At 60.7% G+C, this 12,275-nt stretch carries 13 protein-coding genes; 4 read left to right on the top strand and 9 right to left on the bottom strand.

What is annotated here, in order from left to right:
* The first annotated feature begins 46 nt into the window (after positions 1–46).
* Both KUF59_RS12635 and KUF59_RS12630 read left to right on the top strand, forming a co-directional pair.
* Positions 47–1,372, top strand: coding sequence for an NAD(P)/FAD-dependent oxidoreductase (locus KUF59_RS12635; RefSeq protein ID WP_212457117.1), 1,326 nt, complete (start codon positions 47–49; stop codon positions 1,370–1,372).
* A gap of 114 nt (positions 1,373–1,486) precedes the next feature.
* Positions 1,487–1,963 carry an Lrp/AsnC family transcriptional regulator gene (locus KUF59_RS12630; RefSeq protein ID WP_212405374.1) on the top strand — a complete coding sequence of 159 codons (477 nt, stop codon included), beginning with the start codon at positions 1,487–1,489 and terminating at the stop codon, positions 1,961–1,963.
* 15 nt (positions 1,964–1,978) lie between these two features.
* Here KUF59_RS12630 and KUF59_RS12625 read toward each other — a convergent pair whose 3' ends face one another.
* Positions 1,979–3,355: an aspartate aminotransferase family protein gene (locus KUF59_RS12625; protein WP_212457118.1), complete on the bottom strand. Its 1,377-nt coding sequence runs from the start codon at positions 3,353–3,355 to the stop codon at positions 1,979–1,981.
* Between the two features lie 343 nt (positions 3,356–3,698).
* Here KUF59_RS12625 and KUF59_RS12620 point away from each other — a divergent pair, with 343 nt between their 5' ends.
* Complete coding sequence (locus KUF59_RS12620; RefSeq protein WP_212457119.1) at positions 3,699–4,388, top strand: haloacid dehalogenase type II; 690 nt, start codon at positions 3,699–3,701, stop codon at positions 4,386–4,388.
* Between the two features lie 132 nt (positions 4,389–4,520).
* On the opposite strand, the gene KUF59_RS12615 is transcribed toward KUF59_RS12620, so the two are convergent.
* The 3 genes from KUF59_RS12615 to KUF59_RS12605 form a co-directional block, all read right to left on the bottom strand.
* Positions 4,521–5,978: an NAD-dependent succinate-semialdehyde dehydrogenase gene (locus tag KUF59_RS12615; protein WP_258769512.1), complete on the bottom strand. Its 1,458-nt coding sequence runs from the start codon at positions 5,976–5,978 to the stop codon at positions 4,521–4,523.
* Positions 5,979–6,182: 204 nt separating this feature from the next.
* On the bottom strand, positions 6,183–6,539 hold the full coding sequence (locus tag KUF59_RS12610; protein ID WP_212457121.1) for a cupin domain-containing protein: 357 nt from the start codon (positions 6,537–6,539) through the stop codon (positions 6,183–6,185).
* 13 nt (positions 6,540–6,552) lie between these two features.
* Positions 6,553–7,476: a 2-hydroxyacid dehydrogenase gene (locus KUF59_RS12605; protein ID WP_258769511.1), complete on the bottom strand. Its 924-nt coding sequence runs from the start codon at positions 7,474–7,476 to the stop codon at positions 6,553–6,555.
* Between the two features lie 311 nt (positions 7,477–7,787).
* Here KUF59_RS12605 and KUF59_RS12600 point away from each other — a divergent pair, with 311 nt between their 5' ends.
* Positions 7,788–8,666, top strand: coding sequence for a GNAT family N-acetyltransferase (locus KUF59_RS12600; protein WP_212457123.1), 879 nt, complete (start codon positions 7,788–7,790; stop codon positions 8,664–8,666).
* Positions 8,667–8,748: 82 nt separating this feature from the next.
* Here the strand turns inward: KUF59_RS12600 and aroQ are convergent, their stop codons facing one another.
* The 5 genes from aroQ to KUF59_RS12575 form a co-directional block, all read right to left on the bottom strand.
* A complete protein-coding gene (gene aroQ, locus KUF59_RS12595) occupies positions 8,749–9,198 on the bottom strand; it encodes a type II 3-dehydroquinate dehydratase (RefSeq protein ID WP_212457124.1) in 450 nt (149 codons plus the stop codon).
* 13 nt (positions 9,199–9,211) lie between these two features.
* Entirely contained in the window at positions 9,212–9,958 is a 747-nt protein-coding gene (locus KUF59_RS12590; protein WP_249140165.1) for an amino acid ABC transporter ATP-binding protein, read from the bottom strand.
* Between the two features lie 61 nt (positions 9,959–10,019).
* Complete coding sequence (locus KUF59_RS12585) at positions 10,020–10,847, bottom strand: transporter substrate-binding domain-containing protein (protein WP_212457125.1); 828 nt, start codon at positions 10,845–10,847, stop codon at positions 10,020–10,022.
* 51 nt (positions 10,848–10,898) lie between these two features.
* Positions 10,899–11,555: an amino acid ABC transporter permease gene (locus KUF59_RS12580; protein WP_212457126.1), complete on the bottom strand. Its 657-nt coding sequence runs from the start codon at positions 11,553–11,555 to the stop codon at positions 10,899–10,901.
* An 11-nt stretch (positions 11,556–11,566) separates the two neighbouring features.
* Positions 11,567–12,235 carry an amino acid ABC transporter permease gene (locus KUF59_RS12575; protein ID WP_212457127.1) on the bottom strand — a complete coding sequence of 223 codons (669 nt, stop codon included), beginning with the start codon at positions 12,233–12,235 and terminating at the stop codon, positions 11,567–11,569.
* Positions 12,236–12,275: the final 40 nt, after the last annotated feature.

Here is a 12,275-nt window from a genome sequence, read left to right as displayed (position 1 = left end):
AATTCCTCGGTTACGCTACGGGCAACTACCGGAGATTCCCTGTCCGATGAGCGCGCCGCTCCTGCATATCGAATCCAGTCTATCCCTGCCTCGTGAGGCCGACGTCGTGGTGATCGGCGGCGGCGTGGTGGGCGTGTTCACAAGCTACTATCTCGCCCGGCGCGGGCTGAAGGTTGCCTTGCTCGAGAAGGGCCGCGTCGCCGCCGAGCAGTCCAGCCGCAACTGGGGATGGTGCCGCCAACAGAACCGCGATGCGCGCGAGTTGCCGCTTGCGACCAAGAGCCTGGATCTCTGGGAGCGAGTTGCCGGAGAGACCCGTGAAGATACGGGTTTTCGCCGCTGTGGCCTGTTGTATCTGTCGAACGACGAAAATGAGCTGGCTGGCTGGGCAAAGTGGCGAGACTTTGCCAGGACTGTCGGTGTCACGACGCACATGCTGAGTGCGGAGGAAGCGGGCGAGAGAGGCAAGGCGACCGGTCGCAAGTGGAAGGGCGGCGTCTTCTCGCCGACAGACGGGACGGCAGATACTTCAAAGGCCGTGCCCGTCGCTGCGCGCGGGATCATGGCGGCGGGTGGCACGGTGCACCAGCTTTGCGCGGCTCGCGGCGTAGAGCTCACTGCCGGCCGGGTCAGCGGGGTGGTGACCGAAGCCGGCACCATCCGGACGAAGACGGTGGTCATGGCAGGAGGCGCGTGGGCCTCCTCATTCTGCAACCAGCTTGGAATCCGCTTCCCACAGGCATCCGTGCGCTCTTCCATTCTCGCCCTGGCTTCCGGCGCGGCCGGGCTGCCTGATGCCCTATACGCCGGGCTCGTGTCGCTCACCCGGCGTGGCGATGGCGGATACACGCTGGCAATCAGCGGGCGCGCGCGTGTCGATCCCACGCCGCAGCAGTTCAGATTTGGCCGCGAATTCCTGCCCATGTTCGCTCGCCGGTGGCGAAGTCTTAGCCCCGGGGCCTTCGAAGGCATGAGGCAGGGTCATGAATCCTTGGCGAAATGGCGGCTCGACGCGGTGACCCCGATGGAGCTGAACCGGACGCTCGATCCTCGTCCTGACATGAGGCAGATTCGGCTGACGCATCGGCGAGCCTGTAAGCTCGTGCCGGAACTCCGGCACGTCGCAATCTCAAACGTCTGGGCCGGCTACATCGACAGCACGCCGGACGGCATTCCCGCAATCGGTGAAGTTGAATCGATTCCGGGTTTCATCCTTGCGGCGGGGTTCAGCGGCCACGGTTTTGGAATTGGTCCGGGCGCGGGGCATATGATCGCCGACATCATCACGGGCAGTCCGCCGATCGTCGACCCGCGACCCTACAGGCCCGAGCGGCTGAAAATGAGCGCCTGGGGCAAGGTCAGCGAGTTCTAAAGGCAGTTTCCGCCGTCCGGTGGGAAAAGGTGCTGGTTGATGCTATGACAACGCATATGACGCAGAAGCCTCAAAGCCTAGACGCCTTTGTCGCCCCCCTCTCATGGCATCGCTATGAAGCTCGATAAGATCGACATCAGGATTTTATGCGAACTGCAGAAGAACGGGCGGATTTCCAACGTCGAGCTCGCCGAGCTGATCAACCTTTCCCCAAGCCCGTGCCTGATGCGGGTCAAGAGGCTCCAGACGGAGGGCTTCATCACCGGCTATTCCGCCCAGATCGATGTTGCCAAGCTCGGACAAACTCTAACCGTGTTCGCTGAAATCACCCTGAAGAATCACCGGCAGATCGATTTCGCTCGCTTTCTTACGACCATCGAAAAGATCGATGCTGTCGTCGAATGCCATCTCGTTTCGGGCGGATACGACTATCTCGTGAAGTTCATCACGGCGGGGATCAGCGAATACCAAGCAGTCATGGAACGGCTCGTCGAGATGGATATCGGCATCGACAAGTATTTCAGTTTCGTCGTGCTGAAGTCCCCGATCGTGAAGTCCCATCTGCCGCTCGAAAGCATCTTCAACGGCTGAAGAAACAGGCGCAGATTATCCTCTCATCGCTGCGCGGACGTCCCTGTCTTCCAGCGTTTGGTCGAGCGTGGTCCGTGTTCGTTCGATGATGCCATCGATATCCGCGTCCGTGCAGCAGAGCGGCGGCGCATAGCCTAGTACGCCCTGGGCAAAGGCGCGGATGACGAGGCCGTTGTCCCATGCGCGGTCGAAAACGCGGCGCGCCGCGTCGGCTTCCGCCGGCAGCGGCGTCTTGCGCTCCTTGTCGGTGACAAGCTCGATTGCGCCCAGCATACCGCGACCACGGACATCGCCGACAAGCGGATGATCGGCAAGCGCGCGAAGCCCTTCCATCAGACGATGCCCTGCCTTACGGCCGTTTTCCAACAGGCCGTTTTCGTAAAGATCCAGGCACGCGAGCCCGACGGCTGCACTGACTGGATGCCCGGAATAGGTGTAGCCGTGGCCGACGGCCGCCTTGCCGGCGCCGTCTGCAATGGTGTTGTAGACACGGTCGGACATCAGAACGGCCCCCATCGGCACATAGCCCGAAGTCAGGCCTTTGGCCGTGGTCATGAGATCCGGCACGACGTCGTCGTCTTCGCAGGCGAAGAGCGGACCGACTCGGCCGAAACCGGTGATGACCTCATCGACAACGAACAGAACATCGTGCTCCCTGCAAGCAGCATGCATCGCCTTCAGCCAGGACGGCGGCGGAACGAGGACGCCTCCGGAGCCCTGTATCGGTTCGACATAGAAGGCAGCGACGCGTTCGGCGCCGAGCTCGGCGATCTTGGCCCGCAGAGCGGCGACCGATGCCGCGATGATCGCCTGGGGATGCGAACCGACGGGATTGCGATAGGCGTAGTGCGACGGAATTTTGTGCTGCCAGTTGTATGGCACTCCAAAGCCCGCATGAAAGGCGGGCAGCGCAGTCAGGCCAGACCCTGCCGTCGACGATCCGTGATAGCCAGATTCGACGGAAATGAACTGGTCCTTCTGTGGCGTGCCCTTGGCATGATAATAGTATCGGATGAACCGGATCGTGCTGTCGACGGCATCGGAGCCACCTAACGTGAAGTAGACATGGTTCAGATCGCCAGGAGCCAATTCAGCCAGCCTGGCGGCCAACCGGATGGCCGGGTCGGAGCCCAATCCGAAATAGCCCGTCGCGTAAGGCAGCTCGCGGAGCTGCCTCAAAGCCGCTTCAACGATGCTGTCCTGTCCGTACCCCGCATTGACACACCACAGGCCGGCGAAGCCGTCCAGCAATTGGCGGCCCGAGACATCGGTCAGCGTCGCGCCCCTGCCTGACTTCAGCACGCGGACGCCAGTCGCCTCGTGGCTGCGATAGGATGAGACCGGGTGAATCAGATGCGCGCGATCGAGTTCAATCAGCGAGTTGCTCAACATGTCGTCCTCCAGATCAACCGCAACACTTGTGCGGCCACCCCGATGTTTTCGCGCTCAACGTAGGATGACCAAGACAGCAGTTGCTCCCAGACTGGATGTGGACGAAGGGCATTTTGACTTTCATGGACGATCGGCGCCGCATCTTATGCCGGCATGGGCCTGCGCCCGGCATTGGCCGCTCGACCCGGAGCGCGCCCTTCACGCAACTCTCTGCCACGGCTCCGATCCGGTACGACACAATCTGCTCCCGACTGCCGCGAGATCGGCGCTTTGTCTTGTCGGCTGCTCGCTATGGTGCATGTCGTACCGGCAAGCGGTGCGTGTGATCACAAGGATTGGAGCTATGGCAACGTTCAGACCCAAATACATCGCCTTCGACTGCTACGGCACGCTTACCAATTTCGACATGGCCGGCGCGGCCACGCGGGTCTATGGATCGGAGCTGTCGACCGTGGCGATGGCAAAGCTGATCAAGGATTTTTCGGCCTATCGCCTAGACGAGGTTCTCGGCGCGTGGAAGCCCTATCTCGACGTCGTGCACAATGCGCTGGAGCGCGCCTGCAAGCGCAACGGCATCGCATTCAGACCAGAGCATGCCGAGCGCATCTATCAGGAAATTCCGACATGGGGCGCGCATCCCGACGTTCCGGCCGGCCTCGCCCGGGTCGCAAAGGAAATACCGCTCGTCATCCTATCCAACTCGATGAAGAACCTCATCATGTCGAATGTGGAGAAGCTTGGCGCTCCCTTCCACATGGTCATCACCGCGGAGGAGACCGGCGCCTACAAGCCGCACATGAAGGGCTTTGAGTATATGCTGGACAAGCTGGGCTGCCGCCCGGAAGACATCACCCACGTCTCCTCCTCCTTCCGCTACGACCTGATGACCGCCTACGACCTTGGCATCAAGAGCAAGGTATGGGTGAACCGGGGTCACGAGCCCGCGAATCCCTTCTATGAATACACCGAGGTCGCTGGCATCGACGGGCTCGCCGCGGCAGTCGGCCTGGAGCCCCTGCGCAAGAGCGCGTGAGCGCAGCTCCCTCAGGTTCTCGTTGCGCTTCAGTTCTTCAAAAGCTTCAATCAAAATCGGTGCGCTGTGAAGAAAAAAGGGGGCGGTTCAGCCGCCCCCTTTCTTGTTTCAGATACTGATTCGATGGGCCGCTCAGTCCAGGCCGCCGATATGGAGCGCCTTGGTCTCGAGATATTCTTCTATCCCAAGCTGGGATCCCTCGCGTCCGAGGCCCGACTGCTTGACGCCGCCGAACGGCGCAACCTCGGTCGAGATTAGGCCGGTGTTCAGACCGACCATGCCGAACTCGAGCGCCTCGGCAACACGCCACGAGCGCTTCAGGTTCTCAGTGTAGAAATAGGCGGCAAGGCCGAAGGGCGTGCCGTTTGCGATCGCAATCGCCTCGTCCTCGGTCTCGAAGCGGAAGAGCGGTGCGACCGGACCGAAGGTTTCTTCAGAAGCCAGGAGCATCTCAGTCGTCGCGCCACCGAGCACGAGAGGGCGGGCATATTGCCGACCTTCCGGCACCGTTTCACTCTGCGAGATGATCTTTGCGCCCTTATCCAGGGCGTCCATGACGTGCCGCTTGATCTTCTCGATCGCCGCGCCATTGATCATCGGCCCGATTGCGACCCCCTCTTCCGTACCGGCACCGACCTTCATTTTCGTGACCCGGCTGGCAAGCTTCTGGGCGAAAGCGTCGTAAATGCCGGATTGAACGAGAATGCGATTGCAGCAGACGCACGTCTGCCCGCCATTGCGGAACTTTGACGCAATCGCCCCCTCCACCGCCCGGTCGATATCGGCATCGTCAAAAACGATGAACGGGGCGTTGCCGCCGAGCTCGAGGCTCAGTCTCTTGATGTTGTCGGCGGCTCCCTTCATCAGCAACGCGCCGACGCGGGTCGATCCGGTGAACGAGATCTTGCGCACGGTTTCGTTGGCCATCAGCTCCGTGCCAATTTCCGCCGGCATGCCCGTCACGACATTGATCACGCCCCCCGGAATCCCCGCCCGCTCGGCCAAAACAGCGATGGCAAGGGCCGAGAATGGTGTAAATTCGGAGGGCTTGATGACCACAGTGCACCCAGCGGCAAGGGCGGGTGCCACTTTACGGGTAATCATTGCGTTCGGGAAATTCCAGGGCGTGATGATCCCGCAGACGCCAACCGGCTCCTTCAGAACCAGAATGCGGCGATCGACCGTGGGTGACGGGATCGTCGATCCGTTGATACGGCGCGCCTCCTCCGCAAACCATTTAACGAAGGAAGCGCCATAACGGATTTCTCCAAGCGATTCAGCAAGCGGCTTACCCTGTTCCAGCGTCAGCAGAAGCGCCAAATCCTGCTCATGGCGCCGCATGAGCTCATACCAGCGCTCCAGCAGCGCGGCGCGCTCCGCATGAGCCCTGTTCTTCCATTGCTCGAACGCAGCGGCCGCTGCGTCGATTGCTGCCCTGGTCTCGTCTCGGCCCATATCGGGGATGGTGCCAAGCACTTTCTGACTGGACGGATCAATGACATCAACGGTGGCTTTCGTGCTCGCATCCCGCCAAGTGCCGCCGATCAGCCCTTGCTGGCGAAACAGATCCTTATCCTTCAATGCAATCATGGGCTCCCTCCTTGCCTTCGGGCCCGACCCCGCCATCACTGGCTGCGAGTGGCGAGACGAAGCCGTCTCATGCGAGCAGTACAGGACCGCACGCCGCATTTTTCATCGAGAATGAAGTGTCTGGCCGCGTTGAATCTGGTCGGGGGCGGCCAGAAAGGTCGAATGTTCTGAGGGCCGCTTGATGGTGCGGCCCTCTGCATCGTCTCAGTCATAATGGCAGACGTAGATCTTTCGCACGGTCTCGATCGTGCGCCAGATCCCGACGAAGCCGGGTTTCATGACAAAGCTGTCGCCGGCGCGGTACCTCCTGATCTCACCCCCCTTTTCCTCGATTTCGATGAGGCCCGAGAGAATGTGGCAGAACTCGAAGGTGGTGCCCTTGATGGAATGAGTCTCGCCCGGTGTCGCTTCCCAGACGCCGGTCAGCACCTTCTCGCCCTTCGAGGCGTCCTGGGCCCAGGTCTTGAACGATGGATTGCCAGAAATAAGCCGTTCCGAAGCAGGCAAGGCGTTCTTCGGCGCGAAGTCCGGATTGGTGTCGATGGTGACCAGAAGTGACATGGCTTTTTTCCTGTTAGTAGCCGAGTGTTCGATCGACGAGGCCGATCGGATTTCGTCCAGCGCGGTGGCGCCGGATGTTCTCTATGACCGATTGTGCTGCCGTATGCGGTTGCGTCACGGACGCGATATGCGGCGTGATGATCACCTTCCGATGGGACCAGAGTGGATGGCTTTCCGGCAGCGGCTCGGGATCGGTGACGTCAAGCATGGCCGCTGCCAGGTGTCCGCCGTCCAGCGCCTCGATGAGTGCATTCTGGTCAAGCTGCGGGCCGCGGCCGACATGCAGCAGCCTCGCTCCCGCTGGCAAAAGTGAGAAAAGCTTCGCGTTCAGGATGCCGCTTGTTTGCTCCGTCAGTGGAAGAAGACAGACGAGGACATCCGTTCCTTGCAGGAAACTGCCAAGCTGATCTGCGCCATGGAAGCAGGTGACACCATCGATCACCTTCTTGCTTCGGCTCCACGCGGCAAGAGGAAATCGAAACGGTTTCAAGCGGTCGAGCGCGGCTTGCGCCAGCATGCCAAGGCCGAGGAAACCAACACGCCGATCAGGCGCCTGGAACGTTGCCAGCGCTTGCCAAACGCCCTTTCTCTGCTGCTCCCGATAGGCCAGCATCTCACGATGCAGCGTCAGCACCCCGAGGACGACGTATTCCTGCATCATGCGCACGATGCCATCCTCAACCATGCGCATGAGCTTCACGTGGTCGGGTATGGTCTCCGGCTTGAACTGGTCGACCCCAGCCCCGATGGAAAAGAGCACCTCCAGATTGCAAAAACCCGAGAGATCGTCGGGCGCGTTCCAGGTGAGCAGGTACCGTATCTTTTCCGGGTCAAAACTCTCGCTGCAATGATGGAATTCCAGATCGGGGAGCTCGCGCGCAAAGACCTGGCGGAAGACTGCCGCCCTCGCAGCATCGGAATTGAACAAAAACGCCATTTCTGCACGCCTCTGCCTAGCTTGGCGTGTCGACGACGCCAGGAAAAGCGACTAGCCTCGCAAGACCTTCTTGCCCCGCCTGCCAGCGCAATTTACCGAACATCGACAGGGTAGCTGCAAGCCGGAGCTTTCCCTGCCGAATTACGTTGCAATACAGGCCGAAGATTTCGAAAAGAAAGCCCAAACAGGGGAAACCTGCTGGCTTTCCGTGCGATAGTGCGGCGAAATACGCCCGCTACCCTGTTGTGGCGGAAGAGAAAAGGCGCGATGTACGAGCGATTGGCATCCCGCGAAGGAACGGACGAGTCGAGATGGGACGAACGGTACGCGTGAAGTCCTTTGAACTGGCAGCGAAAGACATCAACGACGTTGATGTGACGCTTCTCCACGCACTCTCGACCGGGGTCGGCTGGCCGCATCGCCCCAAAGATTGGGATTTCTTGCGCCGCGCCGGCCACGGCATCGTTGCCGTGGATGGCATAGGGCGCGTCTTCGGCAGCGCGATGTGGTTCCCTTATGGCCACGAATTCGCGACGATTGGCCTGGTGATCACATCGCCCCGAACCCAGGCACAAGGTACTGGCCGCTGGCTAATGGACCAGGTTTTCGAGCGCTGTGGCGATCGGAATTTGACCCTCAACTCAACTCATGCCGCCTATCATCTGTATCTGTCGCTGGGGTTCACGAAGGAAGCCACCGTTTATCTGTGGCAAGGAGAGGTCGTCTCACCACCTTCGCCGGTGCCGGCTCTGGCCGGTGAATTGAGCTCGCTGTCCACTGCGAACATTGGAGAGATCGCGGCACTGGATGAACGCGCGTTCGGTGCTAACCGGCAGAAGCTGCTCACATTGCTTTCTGAAGGTGCGTCAATCTACGTCCTGCGCCGCGGCGGGCAGACCGTTGGTTACTCCATGAAGCGCGAATTCGGACGCGGTCATGTGATCGGCCCCATCGTCGCCAGCAATGATTGTGACGCGATCCATCTTACGGCCGTGCATCTCAAGACTCTCGCCGGAAAGTTCGCCCGCGTTGATACGCGGGAGCAGACCGGTCTGTTTGCGGATTTTCTTCAACAGAGCCGCCTCGGGATGAACGACACAGTCACGACGATGTCCAAGGGACGGCGATTCCTGAACCGAAAGGAAAACGAGCCGTGGATGTACGGACTGGCCGGCCACGCATTGAGCTGAAGGTCCGATCCATGTGACGAGAGCTGCCCCTGCCCGCGATAGCGACCTGCGGCCGAGCATCATCCGGCAAAGAAATGCGGCGCTATGTCTCTTTCTCGTCAAGAAGCTTTGCCACGCGACGCAAGCCGAGCAGATAACCCTGAGTGCCAAAACCTGCGATGACCCCATCAGCCCGTTTGGAGACAAACGAGTGGTGGCGGAATTCCTCGCGCTTGTGCACGTTGGAAATGTGCACCTCGATCACCGTCCCCTCGAACGTATTCAAGGCATCCAGGATGGCGACCGACGTATGGGTGAAAGCGGCGGGATTCATCACGATACCGGCAGCCATCTCACGTGCCTCGTGGATCCAGTCGATCAGTTCGTATTCTCTGTTGGATTGGTGGAAGCGAATCTCCAGGCCAAGCTCCTTGCCTAGCGCTCGACAGTCCCGCTCCACATCTGCAAGCGTCTCGAAACCGTAGATGTGGGGCTGGCGCTTGCCGAGCAAATTGAGATTTGGGCCGTTGAGGACGTAGACAATACGATTCACGAAAGAACTCCCTTCAGTGATGGGCAAGGATCTCGCCAAGGAACTGCTTGGTGCGGGCGTGCTGTGGATTGCGAAAGAAAGCGTCGGGCGCGCCCTCTTCGATGATCTGGCCTTCGGCCATGAAGATGACGCGATCGGCAACCTGGCGTGCAAAGCCCATCTCATGGGTGACGCAAATCATGGTCATGCCGTCGTTGGCGAGGCCGATCATCGTATCGAGCACCTCCTTGACCATCTCGGGGTCGAGAGCCGAGGTCGGTTCGTCAAACAGCATCACCTTGGGCTGCATGCAGAGCGCGCGCGCGATCGCGACGCGCTGTTGCTGGCCGCCCGAAAGCTGAGCCGGATACTTCTCGGCCTGGTCACCGATGCGCACGCGCTCGAGGTATTTTCGCGCGGTCGCTTCCGCGTCGGTCTTGCTGATGCGGCGCGCGCGAATGGGCGCGAGCATGCAGTTCTGTAAGACCGTCATATGCGGAAAGAGATTGAAGCTCTGAAAGACCATGCCGACGTCCTGACGTACGACATCGATAGCCTTGATGCTGTCGTCCAGCCGGTGGCCGTTCACTACGATACTGCCCTGCTGGATCGGCTCGAGGCGGTTGATACAGCGGATCAGTGTCGACTTGCCTGAGCCGGACGGGCCGCAGAGCACGATCTTCTCACCCTTGCGCACAGTGAGATTGACGTCACGGAGGGCTTGGTACCCGCCGTACCACTTCTGCACGCCCTTCATTTCGATCAGGATATTGTCCTGCATGGATTCGGCTCCAATATCGGACGGCGGCCAACGCGGATGGCGCGTCGGCCGCTCGCAATGGCTATTGAACGGTGAAGGGAACGCCGGGGATCGAGGCGGGGAAGACCGGGACCGGGACCTTCATCCATTTGGCGTAGAAAGCGACCAACTTGCCGTTCGACTTGATCTCGTCGATGAACTTGTTGGCCGTCTCATTCCACTCCTTCTCGCCCAGTCGTGTGCAAGCGCCGTTGTAAAGGGCGGTGAAGTGAAGCTTGGGCTCGAACCCGAGTTCCGGCTTTGCAGCGTTGAGGCGCTGCGGATAAAACAGGTTCGCACCGACTGCCTGGACTTGGCCAGAGAGCAGCGCCTGGATGGTGGCGGCGTCATCGTCGAATCTGCGGATCTCGGTCCCGGACGGGGCGTTGTTGGTGACCTGGGTATCCTGCGTGGAAGACCGCGGAACGCCGATGACGAATTTGCCCATATCGGCATTGCTGTTGATCGGCGTCGCCTGGGCGGCGACAAGCGTGATCTCATTGGCAACATACGGCTTGGAATACTGCACCGCCTTGGCGCGCTCGGGCAGCATGGCCATGGTTGCGAACAGAATGTCGACGCGGCCTGTGGTCAGCGCTGGAATACGATTGGCCACCGCCAGCGGAACGAACTCGGCTTTCACGCCGAGATATTCAGCGAAGGCGCGGCCCATGTCGGCGTCGATGCCATCCTGCTTTCCCGAGCTATCGAGATAGCCCCAGGGAGGATTGTCGCCCTGAATGCCGATGACGACGACGCCCTTCTTCTTCACGTCTTCCAGAGTGCCGGCCTGCGATTTGCCTGCGATGGCGATGGCCGCCAATGCCAGCAGTGCGACCTTGAGCTGGCGACGGTTGGGTGAAAACAACATGAGTATCTCCTCCTGGTGATGGCTGTTTGTGATTGAGTAGGTGCGCCGTTCCTACCTTTGACTGGCCAGGGCGAGCCTGGCCTCCATCCGGCTGCCCCACCACGACAGTGGCCAGCAGAGGATGAAATACATCGCGCCGACCACGCCGAAGACGAGCAACGGCTGGAAGGTCTGGTTCGATACGATTTGACCGGCGCGGGCGAGTTCGATGAAGCCGACGATGGCGGCGAGCGAAGTGCCCTTGATGAGCTGCACGAGATAGCCAATGGTCGCGGGCAGCGAGATGCGGATCGCCTGCGGCAGCACGATGTCGCGCATGCGGGACGAATAGTGCAGTCCAAGCGCCATCGCCGCCTCGGTCTGCCCGCGCGGCACGGCCTGGATGGAGCCGCGCCAGATCTCACCAAGGAAGGCGGAGGCATTCACGGTGAAACCGATCGCCACTGCGACGAAGGCGTCGAGCTTCAGCCCGGTCAGGGCCAATCCGTAATACACGACGAAAAGCTGCAGCAGCAGCGGCGTGCCCTGGAATATCCCGATGTAGATGCGGGTGATCCATTCCACGCCCTTGTGGCCGCAGGTGCGCAGCAATGCGACGGCCAGACCCGCCGTGCAGCCGCCTACAAACGCGACCAGCGTCAGCAGCACCGTCCATTGCAGCCCCCGCAACAGGAAGCCAAACTCGGGAAGACCAAAATGCGGTGTCATGATCGCCCTCCTCAGCGTGTCGGATATGAGAAGAAGCGATGAGAGATGACCGCGAAGCCCAGCATCAGCAGCCAGGAGATCGCGAGATAGAGGAAGGTGACGGAGAAATAGACCTCGAAGCTGCGAAACGTGTCGCTTTCGATGCGCTGCGCGACCGACGTCAATTCGTAAGCCGATACCGCCGAGCAGATCGACGAGGTCAGCGTCAGCATAATGAACTGGCCCGTGAGCGAGGGGTAGATCGCGCGCAGCGCGGGCTTGAGCACGATGAACCGGAACACCTGCCCCTTGTGCAGGCCGAGCGCGTAGCCGGCCTCTACCTGCCCCTTGTGAATGGACTGCACCCCGCCGCGGATGATCTCGATGGCGTAGGCACCGCCATTGACGCCGAGCGCGATGATGGCGGTGGCTGTCGGATTGAGCTTCAAGCCGATGAGCGGAAGGGCGAAGAACAGAAAGAAGATCTGCACCAGGAAAGGCGTATTGCGCACGATCTCGACGAAGCCGATCACGAGAGCACGTAACCAGGCCGCCTTCGAATCGCGTGCCGCGACGCCGGCGACACCGATCACCATCGCGAACGTCATACCGGCAAGCGCCAGGCCCAGCGTACCCACGCACCCCCACAGCAGCGCGGGCATCGCATGCCAAACCACCGAGAAATCGAGCGTGTAGCCCATCTTGTGTTTCCTCTCGGGCGTTGTACGTGCCGCTCGCCCA

Origin of the sequence: Bradyrhizobium arachidis (assembly GCF_024758505.1) — a bacterium.
Classification (GTDB): domain Bacteria; phylum Pseudomonadota; class Alphaproteobacteria; order Rhizobiales; family Xanthobacteraceae; genus Bradyrhizobium; species Bradyrhizobium manausense_C.
This window is presented reverse-complemented; position numbering and strand designations above follow the sequence as displayed.

What these genes read in the sequence shown, in the direction of transcription:
- KUF59_RS12635 (WP_212457117.1), top strand. Translation starts at nt 47, where the DNA reads ATGAGCGCGCCGCTCCTGCATATCGAATCCAGTCTATCCCTGCCTCGT.
- KUF59_RS12630 (WP_212405374.1), top strand. Translation starts at nt 1,487, where the DNA reads ATGAAGCTCGATAAGATCGACATCAGGATTTTATGCGAACTGCAGAAG.
- KUF59_RS12625 (WP_212457118.1), bottom strand. Translation starts at nt 3,355, where the DNA reads ATGTTGAGCAACTCGCTGATTGAACTCGATCGCGCGCATCTGATTCAC.
- KUF59_RS12620 (WP_212457119.1), top strand. Translation starts at nt 3,699, where the DNA reads ATGGCAACGTTCAGACCCAAATACATCGCCTTCGACTGCTACGGCACG.
- KUF59_RS12615 (WP_258769512.1), bottom strand. Translation starts at nt 5,978, where the DNA reads ATGATTGCATTGAAGGATAAGGATCTGTTTCGCCAGCAAGGGCTGATC.
- KUF59_RS12610 (WP_212457121.1), bottom strand. Translation starts at nt 6,539, where the DNA reads ATGTCACTTCTGGTCACCATCGACACCAATCCGGACTTCGCGCCGAAG.
- KUF59_RS12605 (WP_258769511.1), bottom strand. Translation starts at nt 7,476, where the DNA reads ATGGCGTTTTTGTTCAATTCCGATGCTGCGAGGGCGGCAGTCTTCCGC.
- KUF59_RS12600 (WP_212457123.1), top strand. Translation starts at nt 7,788, where the DNA reads ATGGGACGAACGGTACGCGTGAAGTCCTTTGAACTGGCAGCGAAAGAC.
- KUF59_RS12590 (WP_249140165.1), bottom strand. Translation starts at nt 9,958, where the DNA reads ATGCAGGACAATATCCTGATCGAAATGAAGGGCGTGCAGAAGTGGTAC.
- KUF59_RS12585 (WP_212457125.1), bottom strand. Translation starts at nt 10,847, where the DNA reads ATGTTGTTTTCACCCAACCGTCGCCAGCTCAAGGTCGCACTGCTGGCA.
- KUF59_RS12580 (WP_212457126.1), bottom strand. Translation starts at nt 11,555, where the DNA reads ATGACACCGCATTTTGGTCTTCCCGAGTTTGGCTTCCTGTTGCGGGGG.
- KUF59_RS12575 (WP_212457127.1), bottom strand. Translation starts at nt 12,235, where the DNA reads ATGGGCTACACGCTCGATTTCTCGGTGGTTTGGCATGCGATGCCCGCG.